Raw genomic sequence first — 19,345 nt, forward strand, 5'->3', positions numbered from 1 at the left:
CCCTGTCCGGCCGTCCAAGCCCCACCAGCCCCCAGCCACCGCCCCAGCCCCTCTCAGGAGACACCGTGAACGACTTCCCCGGCAGCGGCCTCTACGACCGTACGCGCGCCGAGTACACCGGCCCGACGGCCGAGTCCCGCTACGTCATCCCGCGCTTCGTGGAGCGCACCTCCCAGGGCATCCGCGAGTACGACCCGTACGCGAAGCTCTTCGAGGAGCGCGTGATCTTCCTCGGCGTCCAGATCGACGACGCCTCCGCCAACGACGTCATGGCGCAGCTGCTGTGCCTGGAGTCGATGGACCCCGACCGGGACATCTCGGTCTACATCAACAGCCCCGGCGGTTCCTTCACGGCGCTGACGGCGATCTACGACACGATGCAGTTCGTGAAGCCCGACATCCAGACGGTCTGCATGGGCCAGGCGGCCTCCGCCGCCGCCGTCCTGCTCGCCGCCGGCACGCCGGGCAAGCGCATGGCGCTGCCGAACGCGCGCGTGCTGATCCACCAGCCCTACAGCGAGACCGGCCGCGGCCAGGTCTCCGACCTGGAGATCGCCGCCAACGAGATCCTGCGGATGCGCTCGCAGCTGGAGGAGATGCTGGCCAAGCACTCCACCACGCCGATCGAGAAGATCCGCGAGGACATCGAGCGCGACAAAATCCTCACGGCCGAGGACGCCCTGTCGTACGGGCTGATCGACCAGATCATCTCCACCCGGAAGATGAACAACGCGTCCATCCGTTGACGCGCGGGCCGAAGCGTCTGCCGCCCCTTGGCACGGTTTGACACGGTCCACGTCAAAGTGAACCGTGCCAAGGGGGGCCCGAACGGGGGGCCCGGCAAGGTACCGTCGACATAAGGCAGCACCAGGAGCCGCTGGACTTCGAAAGACGTCCAGGCGTCTCCCAGGCGAAGGGGAAGCACACCGTGGCACGCATCGGTGACGGCGGCGATCTGCTCAAGTGCTCGTTCTGCGGCAAGAGCCAGAAGCAGGTCAAGAAGCTCATCGCAGGGCCCGGTGTGTACATCTGCGACGAGTGCATCGATCTCTGCAACGAGATCATCGAGGAAGAGCTCGCGGAGACCAGCGAGGTCCGCTGGGAGGAACTCCCGAAGCCGCGCGAGATCTACGAGTTCCTCGAGGGCTATGTGGTCGGCCAGGAGGCCGCCAAGAAGGCCCTGTCGGTCGCGGTGTACAACCACTACAAGCGCGTCCAGGCCGGCGAGAACGGCGGCGCCAACGGGCGTGACGACGCGATCGAGTTGGCGAAGTCCAACATCCTTCTGCTCGGCCCGACCGGCTCCGGCAAGACCCTCCTCGCCCAGACCCTGGCGCGCATGCTCAATGTGCCCTTCGCGATCGCCGACGCGACGGCGCTCACCGAGGCGGGCTACGTCGGCGAGGACGTCGAGAACATCCTGCTGAAGCTGATCCAGGCCGCGGACTACGACGTCAAGAAGGCCGAGACCGGCATCATCTACATCGACGAGATCGACAAGGTCGCCCGGAAGAGCGAAAACCCGTCGATCACGCGCGACGTCTCCGGCGAGGGCGTCCAGCAGGCCCTGCTCAAGATCCTGGAAGGCACGACGGCCTCGGTCCCGCCCCAGGGCGGCCGCAAGCACCCGCACCAGGAGTTCATCCAGATCGACACGACGAACGTGCTGTTCATCGTGGGCGGCGCCTTCGCGGGCCTGGAGAAGATCATCGAGACCCGGGCCGGCGCCAAGGGCATCGGCTTCGGCGCCACCATCCGCTCCAAGCGGGAGCTGGAGGCCAAGGACCAGTTCGAGGAGGTCATGCCGGAGGACCTGGTCAAGTTCGGCATGATCCCCGAGTTCATCGGCCGCCTCCCCGTGATCACCTCGGTGCACAACCTCGACCGCAAGGCCCTGCTGCAGATCCTGGTCGAGCCGCGCAACGCCCTCGTCAAGCAGTACCAGCGCCTCTTCGAACTCGACGGCGTGGAGCTGGACTTCGAACGCGAGGCCCTGGAGGCCATCGCCGACCAGGCCATCCTCCGCCAGACCGGCGCCCGCGGCCTGCGCGCCATCATGGAGGAGGTCCTCCAGGCGGTCATGTACGAGGTCCCGTCCCGCAAGGACGTCGCCCGCGTCGTCATCACCGCCGACGTAGTCCTCTCCAACGTCAACCCGACCCTGATCCCCCGCGACGCCCGCGGCCGGGGCGGGGGAGAGCAGAAGACGGCGTAACCACCGCGACGCAGCCCATGCGAAGGGGCCCCGGCCGATTCGGCGGGGGCCCCTTGGCGTTGTCGGTCACGCCTTGACGCGGACTTCCTTGCGGAACTTGGCGGTGAGTTCCGCCGCGGCCGCCTGGTCGGACTTCTTCTCCGAGGCGATGTCCGCGAGGTCCATGGGCATCACGAGGCCGAGGGTGCTGTAGTCGCCCCAGGCGCAGAAGGTGATGCTCATCGACTGCGGGCCCTCGGTGGAAGCCTCGGTGGGCTCCATCTTGGCCTCCTGGCACTTCAGGACGGCGCCCTCGGCGTTGTCGTACGACTTGGGCTCACCGACCATGGTGACCTTCATGTCGTCGTCTTCCGAGTTCTCCTCGGTGGCCGACTTCTTCATGTGGGCCAGGAAGGCGTCGACGACCGCCTCGGGGTCCTCGATCTCGCCGTACACGCCACCGAACTGGAGCATCTTCCGCGCCAGCGGGTTCTGCTCGTTGCCCGAGACGTAGCCCGCGCTGACGTCGGTGGGGTTCTTCACGCCCCACTTCTCGGCGTCCTTGATGTCGTCCTCCGACATCGGGCCGTCGCTTTCGCCGGCGTCCTTCTTGTAGTCGGTGAGGACCGTGTCCGGCGTCGTCAGCTTGTGCGGGCCGTCGTCCGCGATGTCCGAGCTGCTGCCGCCGCCGAGCAGCAGGGTCGCGCCCACTGCGATCGCGGCGACGACCGCGACCGCGCTGATGATGATCGCGGCCTTCTTCTTGCCGCCGCCCGAGGCCGGCGGCGGGGCGACCGGGTACGGCTGCTGGCCGTAGGCGGGCTGGCCCATGGGCGGGGTGCCCGGCTGCTGGCCGTACGGCTGCTGCGGCGCGCCCTGCTGCGGGTAGCCGTAGCCCGGCTGCGGGGCCTGCGGCTGTTGGGGGTAGCCGTAGCCGGGCTGGGGGGCCTGCGGCTGCTGCTGGCCGTAGGGGCCCGGCTGTCCGTACGGCCCGGGCTGCTGGGGCTGCCCGCCGTACGGGCCCGGCTGGTTGTGACTCATTACTGGGTTCCCCTCCAGATGCCTTATGTGGTCCTGACATCCTGGCCCAGGCACGGCGTGCTCATGGCAGCGGGGTCCCCACCGTTACAGAACAAACGCGTTTCGGGACGGTGCCGTGACACCCCTAAACTGACCCCGTGACCGAGAACGCTCAGCAGCAGCCACCAGCGCCCACCACAGAACTGCCGACCCAGTACGCGCCGGCCGATGTAGAGGGGCCGCTGTACGAGCGCTGGGTGGAGCGGGGTTACTTCGAGGCGGACGAGAAGAGCGACAAGCCGCCGTACACCATCGTCATCCCGCCACCGAACGTCACGGGCAGCCTGCACCTGGGGCACGCCTTCGAGCACACCCTCATCGACGCCCTCACCCGCCGCAAGCGCATGCAGGGCTACGAGACGCTGTGGCAGCCCGGCATGGACCACGCAGGCATCGCCACGCAGAACGTCGTCGAGCGTGAGCTGGGCAAGGAAGGCAAGTCCCGGCACGACCTGGGCCGTGAGGCGTTCGTCGAGCGCGTCTGGCAGTGGAAGGGCGAGTCCGGCGGGCAGATCAGCGGGCAGATGCGCCGCCTCGGCGACGGCGTCGCCTGGTCCCGTGAGCGCTTCACCATGGACGAGGGGCTGTCGCAGGCCGTCCAGACCATCTTCAAGCGGCTCTACGACGACGAGCTGATCTACCGCGCCGAGCGCATCATCAACTGGTGCCCGCGCTGTCTGACGGCGATCTCGGACATCGAGGTCGAGTACCAGGACGTCGACGGCGAGCTGGTCTCCATGACGTACGGCGAGGGCGACGACACCATCGTCGTCGCCACCACCCGCGCCGAGACGATGCTCGGTGACACCGCCGTCGCCGTCCACCCCGACGACGAGCGCTACAAGCACCTGGTCGGCAAGCTCATCCGGCTCCCGCTGACCGAGCGCTCCATCCCGGTCGTCGCCGACGAGCACGTCGACCCCGAGTTCGGCACCGGCGCCGTCAAGGTCACCCCGGCCCACGACCCGAACGACTTCGAGATCGGCCAGCGCCACAACCTGCCGTCCCTCACGATCATGGACGAGCACGCGGTCATCACCGCCCACGGCCCCTTCCAGGGCCTGGACCGGCTGGAGGCCCGCTCGGCGATCGTCGCCGCGCTGCGCGCCGAGGGCCGGATCGTCGCCGAGAAGCGGCCCTACGTCCACTCCGTCGGCCACTGCTCGCGCTGCAAGACCATCATCGAGCCGCGCCTGTCCATGCAGTGGTGGGTCAAGGTCGGCCCGCTGGCGAAGGCGGCCGGCGACGCCGTCCGGGACGGCCGCGTCAAGATCCATCCACAGGAGATGGAGAAGCGGTACTTCGACTGGGTCGACAACCTCCACGACTGGTGCATCTCACGGCAGTTGTGGTGGGGCCACCGCATCCCGGTCTGGTACGGCCCGGAGGGCGAAGTCGTCTGCGTGGGCCCGGACGAGGAGCCGCCGAGCGGTGAGGGCTGGCGCCAGGACACCGACGTCCTCGACACCTGGTTCTCCTCCGGCCTGTGGCCCTTCTCCACCCTCGGCTGGCCCGAGCAGACCGAGTCGCTCGCGAAGTTCTACCCGAACTCCGTCCTGGTCACCGGCTACGACATCCTCTTCTTCTGGGTCGCCCGGATGATGATGTTCGGCCTGTACGCGATGGACGGCACCCCGCCGTTCCACACCATCGCCCTGCACGGCATGGTCCGCGACCAGTTCGGCAAGAAGATGTCGAAGTCCTTCGGCAACGCGGTCAACCCGCTGGACTGGATGGACAAGTACGGCTCCGACGCCCTCCGCTTCACCCTCGCGCGCGGCGCCAACCCCGGTGTCGACGTCCCGATCGGCGAGGACTGGGTCCAGGGCTCCCGCAACTTCGCCAACAAGATCTGGAACGCGACGCGCTTCGCCCTGATGAACGGCGCGACCGTCGAGGGCGAACTCCCCGACGCCTCGCGGATGTCGGCGACGGACCGCTGGATCCTGTCCCGGCTGAACTCCGTCGTCGCCGAGGTCGACGCGTACTACGACGACTTCCAGTTCGCCAAGCTCTCCGACACGCTGTTCCACTTCGCGTGGGACGAGGTCTTCGACTGGTACGTCGAGCTGTCCAAGACCGTCTTCCAGGCGGGCGGCGAGGCGGCCGAGGTCAGCAAGCGCGTCCTGGGCGAGGTCCTCGACGTCACCCTCAAGCTGCTGCACCCGGTGGTCCCCTTCGTCACGGAGACGCTGTGGACCACGCTGACCGGCGGCGAGTCGGTCGTCATCGCCGAGTGGCCGGAAGACAGCGGGTTCCGTGACGCGGACGCCGAGCGGGAGATCGAGAGCCTCCAGTCGGTGATCACCGAGGTCCGCCGCTTCCGCGCCGACCAGGGCCTCCAGCCCGGCCAGCGGGTCCCCGCCCGCCTGACCCTCGACGGCACGGCGCTGGCGCCCCACGAGGCCGCCATCCGCCAGCTGCTCCGCCTCCAGCCGGAGGGCGACTCCTTCACGGCCACGGCCACCCTGCCCGTCGCGGGCGCGCAGGTCGCCCTCGACCTCTCCGGCACGATCGATGTGGCGGCGGAGCGCAAGCGGCTCGCGAAGGACCTCGCGGCGGCGGAGAAGGAGCGTCAGCAGGCCCAGGCCAAGCTCGGCAACGAGGCGTTCCTCGCCAAGGCCCCGGACCACGTGGTCGACAAGATCCGTACGCGCCTGGCCAAGGCGGACGAGGACATCGCCCGCATCCAGGCTCAGCTGGACAAGCTGCCCCCGGCGTGACCCGCTGTCCCAGGGGGGCTCCCGCCCCCCTGGACCCCCGGGCCCATGCCCACCCACCACCCGTTTCCACTTGGGAAAAAGTGGCGCTCGAAACGCCGGTCCGCTGTATTTCAGCCCGTCCGGCGTTGGGGCGGCGGGGGCGAGACCCTTGTTGCCCGCCCCGCCCGCAAGGCGCCGCACGGGATGTCACACCCGCTCCGTAGACTGAACCCCGTGAGCGACCCCACCCACGCCGACCAGCCCGACCCCCTCGACTCCTTCGACGAGATCATCGCGAACGAGACCGACCGCGACCCCGACCTCGCCGTCATCGAGGCCGGCAGCCGCACCCTGCGCACCCAGGGCGGCCCGCCGACCGCCGACGTCCCCGCCCGCCCGGAGGACCCCGAGGTCGACAAGGCCCTGCGCGACGTCGAGGCGGAGCTGGCCACCCGCTGGGGCGAGACCAAGCTGGAGCCGTCGGTCAGCAGGATCTCCGCGCTGATGGACGTCCTGGGCGAGCCGCAGCGGTCGTACCCGTCGATCCACATCACGGGCACCAACGGCAAGACGTCCACCGCCCGCATGATCGAGGCCCTCCTCGGCGCCTTCGAGCTGCGCACCGGCCGGTACACCTCCCCGCACGTGCAGTCCGTCACCGAGCGCATCAGCCTGGACGGCGCCCCGATCTCCGCCGAGCGCTTCATCGAGACGTACGAGGACATCAAGCCGTACATCGAGATGGTCGACGCCCAGCAGGACTACCGGCTGTCCTTCTTCGAGGTCCTCACCGGCATGGCGTACGCCGCCTTCGCCGACGCCCCGATCGACGTGGCCGTCGTCGAGGTCGGCATGGGCGGCTCCTGGGACGCCACGAACGTCATCGACGCCGATGTCGCCGTCGTCACGCCCATCGACCTCGACCACACCGACCGGCTCGGCGAGACGCCCGCCGAGATCGCCGCGGAGAAGGCGGGAATCGTCAAGCAGGACGCGACGGTCATCCTGGCCCAGCAGCCCGTCGACGCCGCGCAGGTGCTGCTGAAGAAGGCCGTCGAGGTGGACGCCACGGTGGCCCGGGAGGGCCTGGAGTTCGGGGTCGTGGCCCGGCAGGTCGCCGTCGGCGGCCAGCTGGTCACCCTGCGCGGACTCGGCGGCGAGTACACCGAGGTGTACCTCCCGCTGCACGGCGCCCATCAGGCGCACAACGCGGCCGTGGCGCTCGCCGCCGTGGAGGCGTTCTTCGGGGTGGGCGCGCAGCGCGCCGAGCCGCTGGACATCGACACCGTGCGCAGGGCGTTCGCGTCGGTGTCCTCGCCGGGCCGTCTGGAGGTCGTACGGAAGTCGCCGACCGTCGTGCTGGACGCCGCCCACAATCCGGCGGGCGCCCGGGTGACCGCCGAGGCGATCGGTGAGGCGTTCGACTTCAGCCGGCTGATCGGTGTGGTCGGTGCGAGCGGCGACAAGAACGTGCGGGGCCTGCTGGAGGCGTTCGAGCCGATCTTCGCGGAGGTCGTGGTCACCCAGAACTCCAGCCATCGCGCGATGGACGCCGACGAGCTGGCCGCGATCGCCGTCGAGGTGTTCGGCGAGGAGCGGGTGCAGGTGGAGCCGCGGCTGCCGGACGCGCTGGAGGCGGCGATCACGCTCGCCGAGGAGGAGGGCGAGTTCGCCGGCGGTGGCGTGCTCGTCACCGGTTCCGTCATCACCGTGGGCGAGGCCCGGCTGCTGCTGGGGAAGGGCTGAGGTCGAAGAAGCATGCGTACGCTCTGTTCCTCGACGCTGATCGGCGAGTTCTTCGTCATCGGGTTCGCCGGTCTGGTCGCGATGAAGGACGACGACCTGTCCATGAGCACGGTGTGGACGGTGTGCGGGGTCGCGATGTTCCTGTCCCTGGTGCTGTGCGGGGTGGTCACACGGCCCGGGGGAGTGGCCCTGGGCTGGGCCCTGCAGATCGCCCTCGTCGCCTCGGGGGTCTTCGTGCCGATGATGTTCTTCCTGGGGGCGGTCTTCGGGGCGCTGTGGTGGGCGTCGGTGCACTACGGCCGGAAGATCGACGAGGCGAAGGCGAGATTCGCCGCGCAGGCCGAGGCGCAGTCCGGTGCCTCCGCACCTGACGCTGCGTAACAGGCGCCCCGACACGCCCTGTAACCTCGTCCCACCGCACACCTGGCAGGAAAAAGGAGTCCTCCCGTGACCCAGCGCACCCTCGTCCTCCTCAAGCCGGACGCCGTCCGTCGCGGCCTGACCGGCGAGATCATCAGCCGTATCGAGCGCAAGGCCGGCTGGCAGATCACCGCGCTGGAGCTGCGCAGCCTGGACCAGGACACCCTGGAGCAGCACTACGGCGAGCACAAGGGCAAGCCTTTCTACGAGCCGCTGGTGGCCTTCATGTCGTCCGGCCCGGTGGTCGCGATGATCGTCGAGGGTGAGCGGGTCATCGACGGTGTCCGCCAGCTGGCCGGCCCCACCGATCCCATCGCCGCCGCGCCGGGCTCCATCCGCGGGGACTACGGCGTGATCGTCCGCGAGAACCTGATCCACGCCTCGGACTCGGAGGAGTCCGCCGAGCGCGAGGTGAAGATCTTCTTCCCCGGCCGGGCGTAGCACCCGCGCCATCGGGAAGGTGCGGTCCGGGGGCGCGGTCCCCCGGACCCCTGGCAGTGGTCGACCGGACCCCTGGCAGTGGTCGGCCCGGGCCTTTTGCACACGGACGGCGGGGGATACGGACATACCGACGGCGATCGAGGGAACGCGTGCCCCCGAACGCTCGTCTCCGGAAGCGAAGCCACACATCATCTGCTGACAATGGCGAAGACCCTCACGCGGTGTTCGCGAAGGCGCGTCTACGATGGAAGCCTTCACGTCACAGCACCCACCTCGCCTACCTGAAAAGCCCTCAAAAGCTCGTGGGAAGGCCAGAAGAATCCTGATGGGGAACTCAATGTCGTTCATCGGCCGTGACATGGCTGTCGACCTCGGGACCGCCAACACGCTGGTGTACGTCAGGGGTCGCGGGATCGTACTCAACGAGCCGTCCGTCGTAGCGATCAACACCAACACCGGTGGCATCCTCGCGGTCGGCGCCGAAGCGAAGAAGATGATCGGGCGCACCCCCGGCAACATCGTCGCCGTGCGGCCGCTGAAGGACGGCGTGATCGCCGACTTCGAGATCACCGAGCGGATGCTCCGCTACTTCATCCTGAAGATCCACAAGCGGCGGTATCTCGCCCGGCCCCGCGTCGTCGTGTGTGTGCCCTCCGGTATCACCGGCGTCGAGCGCCGCGCCGTCATCGAGGCGTCGACCCAGGCCGGTGCCCGTCAGGTGCACATCATCGAGGAGCCCATGGCCGCGGCCATCGGCTCCGGCCTGCCGGTCCACGAGGCCACGGGCAACATGGTGGTGGACATCGGCGGCGGCACCACGGAGGTCGCGGTCATCTCGCTCGGCGGCATCGTCACCGCCCAGTCCATCCGCGTCGCGGGCGACGAGCTGGACAACGCGATCATCCAGCACATCAAGAAGGAGTACTCCCTCCTTCTGGGTGAGCGGACGGCCGAACAGATCAAGATCACCATCGGCTCGGCGTACGACCTCGACACCGACGAGCACACCGAAATCCGCGGCCGGGACCTCGTCTCCGGGCTGCCCAAGACGGTCGTCATCTCCGCCGCGGAGGTGCGCAAGGCCATCGAGGAGCCCGTCAACGCCATCGTGGACGCCGTGAAGACCACCCTCGACAAGTGTCCGCCGGAGCTGTCCGGCGACATCATGGACCGCGGAATCGTTCTGACCGGCGGCGGAGCGCTGCTGCGCGGCCTGGACGAGCGGCTGCGGCGCGAGACCGGGATGCCGATCCACATCGCCGAGGATCCGCTGGACAGCGTGGCGCTCGGCTCCGGCAAGTGCGTCGAGGAGTTCGAGGCGCTCCAGCAGGTGCTGGACGCCGCGCCGCGCAGATGACGTAACGCTTCGATTCCGCCGTACGAGACGATCTCCTCTCGTGCGGCGGATCGTTGATATTGAGGCATAGGCTCGACAGACCGAGCGAGTCCTGCGAGCGACTCCTATGAGTCCTGTGAGCGACTCCTATAGCGACTCCTAGAGGGAAGGGCACGGCCGCCGCACGTGAGGGACACACGAGAGAGCCGGCTGCTGTTGGTGCTGCTGGTCGCCGTCGCGTTCGCGCTGATCACGGTGGACATCCGCGGCGGGGAGGACTCACCGGTCGACGGTGCCCGGCATGCCGCGGCCACCGTCTTCGGCCCCATCGAGGAGGGGGTGTCCTCCGCGGTCGACCCGGTCGGCGATGCCGTCTCCGCCGTCCGTGACTCCGGCGAGCGCCATGACCGGCTCGCCGAGCTGGAGAAGGAGAACGCCGCCCTCAAGGCGAAGCTCGGCAGCGACGACCGCAACCGCAGCCGGCTGGCCCAGCTCGACAAGATGCTGAAGATCGCCGGCGCGGGGCAGTACGGCATCAAGGGCGCCGAGGTCATCGCCATCGGCGCGACCCAGGGCTTCTCCTGGACGATCACCATCGACGTCGGCGCCGACGACGGCATCCAGCGGGACATGACCGTCCTCAACGGCGACGGTCTCGTCGGGCGTGTCACCACCGTCGGCCCGCGCACCTCGACCGTGCTGCTGGCCAGCGACCCCGACTTCACCGTCGGCACCCGGATGGAGGCCAGTGACGAGCTCGGCTTCGCCTCCGGCCAGGGCGACCGGCCGCTGCGCGTCGAACTCCTCAACGGCAAGGCCGAGGTGAAGAAGGGCGACCGGCTCGTCACCTTCGGTTCCCAGTCCGACAAGCCCTTCGTGCCCGGTGTCCCCGTCGGCGTCGTCTCCCGCGTCGACCCCTCCGGCGGCGGCCTCACCCGCACCCTCTACGTCACCCCGTACGTCAGCTTCACCAAGCTCGACATCGTCGGCGTGGTCGTCCAGGCCCCGCAGAAGGACCCACGCGACACCGTGCTCCCCGCCAAGCCCAAGCCGGTCCCGACTCCGACGGTCACCGTCACGGTCACCCCGGGCGCCACGCTGCCCGACGACCAGCAGCAAGAGCAGCAGTAGGAGCTGACTTCCCATGCGTGTCAACCGGATCCTGCTCTCCACGGCGCTCGTCGTCGTCGCCCTGGTGATCCAGGTGAGCGTCCTCGCCCGCCTGCACCTGCCCGGTGCGGTCCCCGACCTGCTGCTGCTCACCGTCCTCGGCCTCGCCATGGTCTACGGCCATGTCGGCGGCTCCCTCGTCGGCTTCGGCGCCGGACTGCTCGCCGACCTCGCCCCGCCCGCGGACCACGCGGCCGGCCGCTACGCGCTGGTGCTGTGCGTCATCGGTTATCTGGCCGGGCTCATCAAGCCGGAGAACGGCCAACTCAAGTCCGCGACGGGGCCGATGCTGGTGGTCGTCGGCGCCGCGCTCGGCTCCACCCTGCTGTACGCGGGGGTCGGCGCCCTCGTCGGTGACACCGCCGCCCGCCATGTCGGCCTCGGCGGGCTGCTGTTCAGCGCCGCCCTGTACGACCTGCTGCTGGCGCCCTTCGTCGTCCCCGGGGTGATGGCCCTGGCCCGGCGGGCGGACAGCGACCCGCTGGCCGAGGCGAACTCCGCGTCCAAGGCGGCCGACATCTCCTCCGGCTGGCTCGCCTCGGGCACCGGGCTGAAGATCGGCGGTCAGCGGGGCGGCGGGCTGCGCATGAAGGCCGCCCGTGCGCGCGGTGCCCGGGCCGGGCGCATCAAGGGGGTCAAGCGGCTGTGAACAGGGGCGAGTTCACTCGGACGGGGGACACCGGCGCGGAACGCGGCCCTGCCTGCCCCTCGTTCATCATCCGTACGCAGGCACCTGGTGTCGCACATCCGTCGCAGGCGCCTGGTGTCGCACATCCGTTCACCCAGTCGTACACGCAGCAGCCGTCCACACGCTGAGAGGGGGAGGCAACCGCAGTGACCAACATTCCCGAGACCGGCCGGACCCCACGCGTCCAGATCCGCCTCGTCGTCATCCAGATCCTCGTCCTCTCCCTCCTGGGCACCCTCGGCGGCCGCCTGTGGTACCTCCAGATCCGGGAGGGCGACGAGTACGCCAAGGAGGCGTCCGGCAACCACGTCCAGCAGGTCGTCCAGCCCGCCGTGCGCGGCTCCATCCTGGACGCCCGCGGCGTGCCCCTCGCGGACAACGAGACACGGCTCGTCGTCTCCGCCTCCCGCACCGACCTCCTCAAGCAGAAGGACGACGGCAAGGCGGTCCTGACGAAGCTCGCCGGTGTCCTCGGCATGGAACCCACCGAGGTCATGCAGAAGGTCCGCCTCTGCGACAGCGAGACCCCCCAGCCCTGCTGGAACGGCTCGCCTTACCAGCCGATCCCCATCACGGACGAGGCCACCCCCAAGCAGGCCCTGCAGATCCGCGAGCGCGCCGAGGACTTCCCCGGCATCACCGCCGAACCTCAGGCGGTGCGGCGCTACGCGGCCCCGGGCAAGGCCAACACCGCCCAGGTCCTCGGCTACCTCTCGCCGGTCACCGACGAGGAGATCCAGCAGGCCAAGGACACCGACTCGCCGTACCTCCGCTCCGACCAGGTCGGCCGCTCCGGCCTGGAGCGGCAGTACGACAAGGAGCTGCGCGGCAAGGCCGGCGTCACCCGCTACGAGGTCGACAACCTCGGCCGGGTCATCGGCCAGGCCGAGGCCACCCCCGCCGAGCCCGGCTCCAACCTCATCACCAGCATCGACGCCCGCGTGCAGCGCGTCGCGGAGTACGAGCTGAACGAGGCGATGAAGGAGGCCCGCAAGGTACACGACCGCAACACCAACGAGAACTACAAGGCGGACTCGGGCGCCGTCGTCGTGATGGAGGCCAAGACCGGACGCATCGTCGCCATGGCGTCCAACCCGACCTACGACCCGAACGCCTGGGTCGGCGGCATCTCCGCGAAGGACTACAGGAAGCTCACCGGCAAGGATTCCAACTACCCGCTGCTGAACCGGGCCATCCAGGGTCAGGCCGCCCCCGGCTCGATCTTCAAGGTGGTCTCCACGTCCGCCGCCGTAGCGGCCGGTTACGACTTCGACGGCCGCTACGAGTGCTCCAGCTCCTACTCGGTCGGCGGCCAGGTCTTCAAGAACTTCGAGCAGCAGAACCACGGCGCGATCGACCTCGGCCGTGCCCTGGAGGTCTCCTGCGACACCGTCTACTACCGGCTGGCGCACGCCCAGTGGCAGAAGGACGGCGGGATCAACCCGAAGAAGAACCCCAACGACTACTTCTACAAGGCCGCCCACCAGTTCGGCCTCGGCGCCCCCACCGGCATCGACCTGCCCAACGAGGTCTCCGGCCGCGTCCCCGACCGCGAGTGGAAGCAGAAGTACTGGGAGGCCAACAAGGCCGCCTGGTGCAAGCAGGGCAAGAAGGGCGGCAGCTACGTCGAGCAGATCGCGTACGAGAACTGCCTGGAAGGCAACAAGATGCGCGCCGGTGACGAGATCAACTACTCCATCGGCCAGGGCGACACCCTCGTCACACCCATCCAGATGGCCACCATCTACGCGGCCATCTCCAACGGCGGCACGCTGTACGACCCGACGGTCGGCAAGGCCGTCGTCAGCCCCGACGGCAGGACGGTCACCGAGATCGCGCCCAAGTCCCACGGCAAGCTGCCCATAAGCAAGCAGACGCTGACCAAGATGGACGACGCGCTGGAGGGCGTCGCCACCCGCGGTACCGCCGCCTGGCGGTTCATCCAGGCCGGCTGGCCGCACGACAAGATCCCGATGCACGCCAAGACCGGCACCGCGGAGGTCTACGGCAAGCAGACCACGTCCTGGTTCGCCACCTACACCGACGACTACGCCATCGTCATGACGATCTCCCAGGGCGGCACCGGCTCCGGAGCCTCCGGCCCGGCCGTGCGCAACATATACGACGCGCTGTACGGCGTCGCCGACGACGGCTCGATCGACAAGAGCAAGGCGCTGCTGCCCACCCCGCAGAAGACCCTGCCGAAGATCAAGACGGACGGCACCATCACCGCGCCCAAGGTCTCCAAGGACCCGGCGAAGGAACAGGAGCTGTACCAGAAGGGCGAACCCGAGCCGGACGGTACGCAGCAGGGCGCCACGACGGGACAGAACACCGGCGGCAACCGTGACACCCGGCGACGCCGACGGGCGACGGGTTGCGGCAGGACACGGACGACGGCGAGGACGAGGGCAAGAGCAAGGGCGCGGGGAAGCCGGAGGACGCTCACATGACCGGTGCCAACAGCTTCTCCGTCTCCGGGTACGGGCCCGAGCGGGCCGGCTGGACGCGGATCTTCGCCCGAGACTCGCTGGCCCGCCGGCTGGACTGGCCGATACTGCTGTCGGCCCTCGCCCTGTCCCTGATCGGCTCCCTGCTGGTGTTCTCGGCGACCCGCAACCGTACCGAGATCAACCAGGGCGACCCGTACTACTTCCTCGTCCGGCACCTGATGAACACCGGCATCGGCTTCGCCCTGATGGTCGGCACCATCTGGCTCGGCCACCGCACCCTGCGCAACGCCGTGCCGATTCTCTACGGCCTGTCCGTCTTCGGCATCCTGCTGGTGCTCACCCCGCTCGGCTCCACCGTCAACGGCGCCCACTCCTGGATCGTCCTCGGCGGCGGCTTCTCCCTCCAGCCGTCCGAGTTCGTGAAGATCACGATCATCCTCGGAATGGCGATGCTGCTGGCGGCACGGGTCGACGCCGGCGACAAGATGTACCCCGACCACCGCACCGTGCTGCAGGCCCTCGGGCTGGCCACGGTCCCCATGCTCATCGTCATGCTGATGCCCGACCTCGGCTCGGTCATGGTCATGGTGATGATCGTGCTCGGCGTGCTGCTCGCCTCCGGCGCCTCCAACCGCTGGGTGTTCGGGCTGCTCGGAGCCGGCGGCATCGGCGCCCTCGCGGTCTGGCAGCTGGGCGTCCTTGACGACTACCAGATCGCCCGCTTCGCCGCCTTCGCCAACCCCGAGCTGGACCCGGCGGGCGTCGGCTACAACACCAACCAGGCCCGGATCGCCATCGGTTCGGGCGGGCTGACCGGCGCCGGGCTCTTCCACGGTTCGCAGACCACCGGCCAGTTCGTGCCGGAGCAGCAGACCGACTTCGTCTTCACCGTTGCGGGCGAGGAGCTGGGCTTCCTCGGCGCGGGCCTCATCATCCTGCTGCTCGGCGTCGTCCTGTGGCGCGCCTGCCGTATCGCCCGGGAGACAACCGAGCTGTACGGCACGATCGTCGCCGCCGGGATCGTCGCCTGGTTCGCCTTCCAGTCCTTCGAGAACATCGGCATGACCCTCGGCATCATGCCGGTCACCGGTCTGCCGCTGCCGTTCGTGTCGTACGGCGGTTCGTCGATGTTCGCCGTGTGGGTGGCGGTGGGCCTGTTGCAGTCGATCAGAGTGCAGCGCCCGATGTCGGCCTGAACCATGCGTCACTTTCCGCCCACTTCACGTTTACTCACGCTTCGTCCCTGGTAGGCCCTGCCGCCATGGCCCGGCCGCAACTACAGTCGGGTCATGGCGGAGACGAAACGCGAGATCGAGCGCAAGTACGAATCCGACGACAGCGGGCTTCCCGACCTCACCGGCGTCGCCGGGGTCGCGGACGTCCTCGACAAGGGCGTCGCCGAACTCGACGCCACCTACTACGACACCCCGGACGAACGGCTCGCCGCCGCCTCCATCACCCTGCGCCGCCGCACCGGAGGCTCCGACGCGGGCTGGCACCTGAAGTTCCCAGTGGCACCGGGCGTGCGCGACGAGATCCGCGCCCCACTCTCCGACACCCTCCCGCGCGGCCTCGCCGGGCTGCTGCGCTCCCGGGTCCGGGACACCGAACTGGTGCCGGTGGTCCGGCTGCGCTCGGCACGCGATGTACGCGAACTCGTCGACGCGGAAGGACGACTGCTCGCCGAGGTCAGCGTGGACGCCGTGCACGCCGAGCGGATGAACGGCGCGGGAGGCGCGGCGCAGTGGACCGAGATCGAGGTCGAGCTGGCCGACGACGGCGACCCGGTCTTCCTCGACAAGGTGGAGAAGCGGCTGCGCAAGGCGGGCGTACGGCCCTCGACATCGGCCTCGAAACTGGCCAGGGCGCTGGCGGAGACGGCACCGAAGCGGACCGGCAAGAAGGGGAAGAAGCGCGGCAAGGCGCCGAACGAGGCCGCGGCCGCTCCCCTCACCGCCGGTGACCACCTCCTCGCCTACCTGCGCGCCCAGCGGGACGCCATCGTCGAACTCGACCCGGCCGTACGCCGCGACGTCCACGACTCCGTGCACCGCATGCGGGTCGCCACCCGCCGGCTGCGCAGCGCCTTCCGCAGCTACGCCAGGATCCTCGACCGGACCGTCACCGACCCCATCGGCGAGGAGCTGAAGTGGCTGGCCGGCGAACTGGGCGTGGACCGGGACCAGGAGGTGCTCACCGAGCGCATCACCCAGGCCCTGGACGACCTGCCCCGCCCGCTGGTCAACGGCCCGGTCCGCAGCCGGCTGCGCACCTGGACCCACGCCCGCCGCGGCGGCTCACGCCGGCGCCTGATCGCCGTACTGGACGGCAAGCGCTACCTGACGCTGCTCGGCACCCTGGACGCGCTGATCGCCGACCCGCCGCTGCTGAAGGCCGCCGCCGGTGAACCGGCCAAGGTGATCGGCAGAGCGGTCGGCAAGGACTTCGGGACCCTGTCCGGGCTGATCGAGGAGGCCCTCGGCCGGCCCCCCGGCCACGACCGGGACCTCGCACTGCACGAGGCCCGCAAGAAGGCCAAGCGCACCCGGTACGCGGCCGAGGCCGCCGAACCCGTCCTCGGTGAACCGGCCACCGACCTGGTCAAGGCGGCGAAGGCCCTGCAGAACCTGCTCGGCGACCACCAGGACAGCGTGATGACCCGCACGGCGCTGCGTGAGATCGCCGCCCAGGCACACGCGGCCGGGGAGAGCACGTTCACGTACGGGGTGCTGTACGGCAGGGAGGAGCAGCGCGCGGCGGCGGACGAGGCGGAGCTGCCCGTGCTGTGGGAGGCGGTGAAGGCGGGGACGGCTTTCTGAGCGTGGGGGAAGGCGCTCCGGCCGGGTTAGGCTTGATGGTCACCCCTGTCAGCTCACGAAGGTTCGCGACATGCCTGCCGATGCCGCCGAGTCTGTCTTCCCGCAGCTCGAAGCTCTGCTTCCCCATGTGCAGAAGCCGATCCAGTACGTCGGCGGAGAGCTCAACTCCACGGTCAAGCCGTGGGACGCCTGTGACGTCCGCTGGGCGCTCATGTACCCCGACGCCTACGAGGTAGGACTGCCCAACCAGGGCGTCATGATCCTCTACGAGGTCCTGAACGAGCAGGAGGGCGTCCTCGCCGAGCGCACCTACAGCGTGTGGCCGGACCTGGAGGCGCTGATGCGGGAGCACGGGGTCCCGCAGTTCACCGTGGACAGCCACCGGCCGGTCAAGGCGTTCGACGTGTTCGGCCTCAGCTTCTCCACCGAGCTGGGCTACACCAACATGCTCACGGCCCTGGACCTCGCCGGCATCCCGCTGGAGTCCAAGGACCGCACGATCGACGACCCGATCGTGCTGGCCGGCGGCCACGCGGCCTTCAACCCCGAGCCGATCGCCGACTTCATCGACGCGGCCGTGATCGGCGACGGCGAGCAGGCCGTCCTCGACATGACGAAGATCATCCGTGAGTGGAAGGCGGAGGGCCGCCCCGGCGGCCGCGAGGAGGTCCTCTTCCGCCTCGCGAAGACCGGCGCGGTCTACATCCCCGCCTTCTACGACGTCGAGTACCTCCCCGACGGCCGTATCGCGCGCGTGGTCCCCAACAAGTCGGGTGTCCCCTGGCGCGTGTCGAAGCACACCGTCATGGACCTGGACGAGTGGCCGTACCCCAAGCAGCCGCTGGTCCCGCTCGCCGAGACCGTCCACGAGCGCATGTCGGTGGAGATCTTCCGCGGCTGCACGCGCGGCTGCCGCTTCTGCCAGGCCGGCATGATCACCCGCCCGGTGCGCGAACGCTCGATCACCGGCATCGGCGAGATGGTCGAGAAGGGCCTGAAGGCGACCGGCTTCGAGGAGGTCGGCCTGCTGTCCCTCTCCTCGGCGGACCACAGCGAGATCGGCGACATCGCCAAGGGCCTCGCCGACCGCTACGAGGAAGACAAGATCGGCCTCTCCCTCCCGTCCACCCGCGTGGACGCCTTCAACGTCGACCTGGCGAACGAGCTCACGCGCAACGGCCGCAGGTCCGGCCTGACCTTCGCTCCGGAGGGCGGCTCGGAGCGCATGCGCAAGGTCATCAACAAGATGGTCTCGGAAGAGGACCTGATCCGGACGGTCGCCACCGCCTACGGCAACGGCTGGCGGCAGGTGAAGCTGTACTTCATGTGCGGTCTGCCGACGGAGACCGACGAGGACGTCCTGCAGATCGCCGACATGGCGACCCGCGTCATCCAGAAGGGCCGCGAGGTGTCGCGGTCCAACGACATCCGCTGCACCGTCTCGATCGGCGGCTTCGTCCCCAAGCCGCACACGCCCTTCCAGTGGGCGCCGCAGCTCTCCGCCGAGGAGACCGACGCGCGCCTGGAGAAGCTGCGCGACAAGATCCGCGGCGACAAGAAGTACGGCCGCTCGATCGGCTTCCGCTACCACGACGGCAAGCCCGGCATCGTCGAGGGCCTGCTCTCCCGCGGCGACCGCCGCATCGGCGCGGTCATCCGCGCGGTGTACGAGGACGGCGGCCGCTTCGACGGCTGGCGTGAGCACTTCTCGTACGACCGCTGGATGGAGTGCGCGGACAAGGCCCTCGCGGACTTCGGCGTGGACGTCGACTGGTACACCACCCGCGAGCGCACCTACGAGGAGGTCCTGCCCTGGGACCACCTGGACTCCGGCCTCGACAAGGACTGGCTCTGGGAGGACTGGCAGGACGCCCTCGACGAGACCGAGGTCGAGGACTGCCGCTGGACACCGTGCTTCGACTGCGGTGTCTGCCCGGCCATGGACACGCACATCCAGGTCGGCCCGACGGGCAAGAAGTTGCTGCCGCTCACGGTCAAGAAGCCGGCTGCGACCGGCTGACGCAGGGAGGTTGGGCCCTCCCCGGTGTGACCACGCCGGGGAGGGCCCAGGCTGTCTCCCACGCGGTCTCAGTCGAATCGGACCGCGCTGACGATGTGTGAACGGATGTCGTTCCTGGTGCGTTCGGCAAGCCCGGAATCGTTCGAGTACGCGCTCACCGTGACCCACAGGTTTCCCCGCTGCGGGACGCAGACCACCGTGGCGATCACGTCGCCCTTCCCGCCGATCACTTGGTAGTCGCCGTCTCCGGCCATGTCCCAGAGCGCAGGGCCGCCG

General features: G+C 69.3%; 15 protein-coding genes. 13 read left to right on the forward strand and 2 right to left on the reverse strand.

Annotated elements, in window-relative coordinates; genetic code table 11:
• The first annotated feature begins 65 nt into the window (after positions 1 to 65).
• Both ACH5AC_RS10620 and clpX read left to right on the forward strand, forming a co-directional pair.
• Complete coding sequence (locus ACH5AC_RS10620) at positions 66 to 746, forward strand: ATP-dependent Clp protease proteolytic subunit (RefSeq protein ID WP_398861344.1); 681 nt, start codon at positions 66 to 68, stop codon at positions 744 to 746.
• Positions 747 to 928: 182 nt separating this feature from the next.
• Complete coding sequence (gene clpX / locus ACH5AC_RS10625) at positions 929 to 2,215, forward strand: ATP-dependent Clp protease ATP-binding subunit ClpX (RefSeq protein WP_398861345.1); 1,287 nt, start codon at positions 929 to 931, stop codon at positions 2,213 to 2,215.
• A 66-nt stretch (positions 2,216 to 2,281) separates the two neighbouring features.
• On the opposite strand, the gene ACH5AC_RS10630 is transcribed toward clpX, so the two are convergent.
• A complete protein-coding gene (locus tag ACH5AC_RS10630) occupies positions 2,282 to 3,235 on the reverse strand; it encodes a hypothetical protein (RefSeq protein WP_398861346.1) in 954 nt (317 codons plus the stop codon).
• Between the two features lie 137 nt (positions 3,236 to 3,372).
• Between ACH5AC_RS10630 and ACH5AC_RS10635 the strand changes: the two genes are divergently transcribed.
• The 11 genes from ACH5AC_RS10635 to ACH5AC_RS10685 all read left to right on the forward strand — a co-directional run bounded on the left by ACH5AC_RS10635 (position 3,373) and on the right by ACH5AC_RS10685 (position 19,069).
• Positions 3,373 to 5,997, forward strand: coding sequence for a valine--tRNA ligase (locus ACH5AC_RS10635; RefSeq protein ID WP_398861347.1), 2,625 nt, complete (start codon positions 3,373 to 3,375; stop codon positions 5,995 to 5,997).
• Between the two features lie 183 nt (positions 5,998 to 6,180).
• Entirely contained in the window at positions 6,181 to 7,722 is a 1,542-nt protein-coding gene (locus ACH5AC_RS10640; protein WP_398861348.1) for a bifunctional folylpolyglutamate synthase/dihydrofolate synthase, read from the forward strand.
• Between the two features lie 12 nt (positions 7,723 to 7,734).
• On the forward strand, positions 7,735 to 8,103 hold the full coding sequence (locus tag ACH5AC_RS10645) for a DUF4233 domain-containing protein (protein ID WP_398861349.1): 369 nt from the start codon (positions 7,735 to 7,737) through the stop codon (positions 8,101 to 8,103).
• A 66-nt stretch (positions 8,104 to 8,169) separates the two neighbouring features.
• Positions 8,170 to 8,583, forward strand: a complete 414-nt coding sequence (gene ndk, locus ACH5AC_RS10650) for a nucleoside-diphosphate kinase (RefSeq protein WP_398861350.1) — start codon at positions 8,170 to 8,172, stop codon at positions 8,581 to 8,583.
• Positions 8,584 to 8,920: 337 nt separating this feature from the next.
• Positions 8,921 to 9,940: a rod shape-determining protein gene (locus ACH5AC_RS10655; RefSeq protein ID WP_110628156.1), complete on the forward strand. Its 1,020-nt coding sequence runs from the start codon at positions 8,921 to 8,923 to the stop codon at positions 9,938 to 9,940.
• A gap of 165 nt (positions 9,941 to 10,105) precedes the next feature.
• The gene (mreC, locus tag ACH5AC_RS10660) at positions 10,106 to 11,050 is read left to right on the forward strand and encodes a rod shape-determining protein MreC (RefSeq protein ID WP_398861351.1); all 945 of its coding nucleotides are present in this window, start codon (positions 10,106 to 10,108) and stop codon (positions 11,048 to 11,050) included.
• A 13-nt stretch (positions 11,051 to 11,063) separates the two neighbouring features.
• Positions 11,064 to 11,738 (forward strand): rod shape-determining protein MreD, encoded by a 675-nt coding sequence (gene mreD, locus ACH5AC_RS10665; RefSeq protein ID WP_398861352.1) that lies wholly within the window; start codon positions 11,064 to 11,066, stop codon positions 11,736 to 11,738.
• Positions 11,739 to 11,923: 185 nt separating this feature from the next.
• On the forward strand, positions 11,924 to 14,230 hold the full coding sequence (gene mrdA, locus ACH5AC_RS10670) for a penicillin-binding protein 2 (RefSeq protein WP_398861353.1): 2,307 nt from the start codon (positions 11,924 to 11,926) through the stop codon (positions 14,228 to 14,230).
• The gene (rodA, locus tag ACH5AC_RS10675; RefSeq protein WP_398861354.1) at positions 14,227 to 15,426 is read left to right on the forward strand and encodes a rod shape-determining protein RodA; all 1,200 of its coding nucleotides are present in this window, start codon (positions 14,227 to 14,229) and stop codon (positions 15,424 to 15,426) included. The genes mrdA and rodA overlap by 4 nt, the downstream gene beginning before the upstream one ends.
• Before the next feature lie 93 nt (positions 15,427 to 15,519).
• Positions 15,520 to 17,049, forward strand: a complete 1,530-nt coding sequence (locus ACH5AC_RS10680; RefSeq protein ID WP_398861355.1) for a CHAD domain-containing protein — start codon at positions 15,520 to 15,522, stop codon at positions 17,047 to 17,049.
• 70 nt (positions 17,050 to 17,119) lie between these two features.
• On the forward strand, positions 17,120 to 19,069 hold the full coding sequence (locus ACH5AC_RS10685) for a TIGR03960 family B12-binding radical SAM protein (protein WP_398861356.1): 1,950 nt from the start codon (positions 17,120 to 17,122) through the stop codon (positions 19,067 to 19,069).
• Between the two features lie 68 nt (positions 19,070 to 19,137).
• On the opposite strand, the gene ACH5AC_RS10690 is transcribed toward ACH5AC_RS10685, so the two are convergent.
• On the reverse strand, positions 19,138 to 19,323 hold the full coding sequence (locus ACH5AC_RS10690) for a hypothetical protein (protein ID WP_398861357.1): 186 nt from the start codon (positions 19,321 to 19,323) through the stop codon (positions 19,138 to 19,140).
• Between the last annotated feature and the right edge of the window lie 22 nt (positions 19,324 to 19,345).

The sequence above is a fragment of the Streptomyces sp. NPDC018693 genome (assembly GCF_044391385.1).
GTDB lineage: Bacteria > Actinomycetota > Actinomycetes > Streptomycetales > Streptomycetaceae > Streptomyces.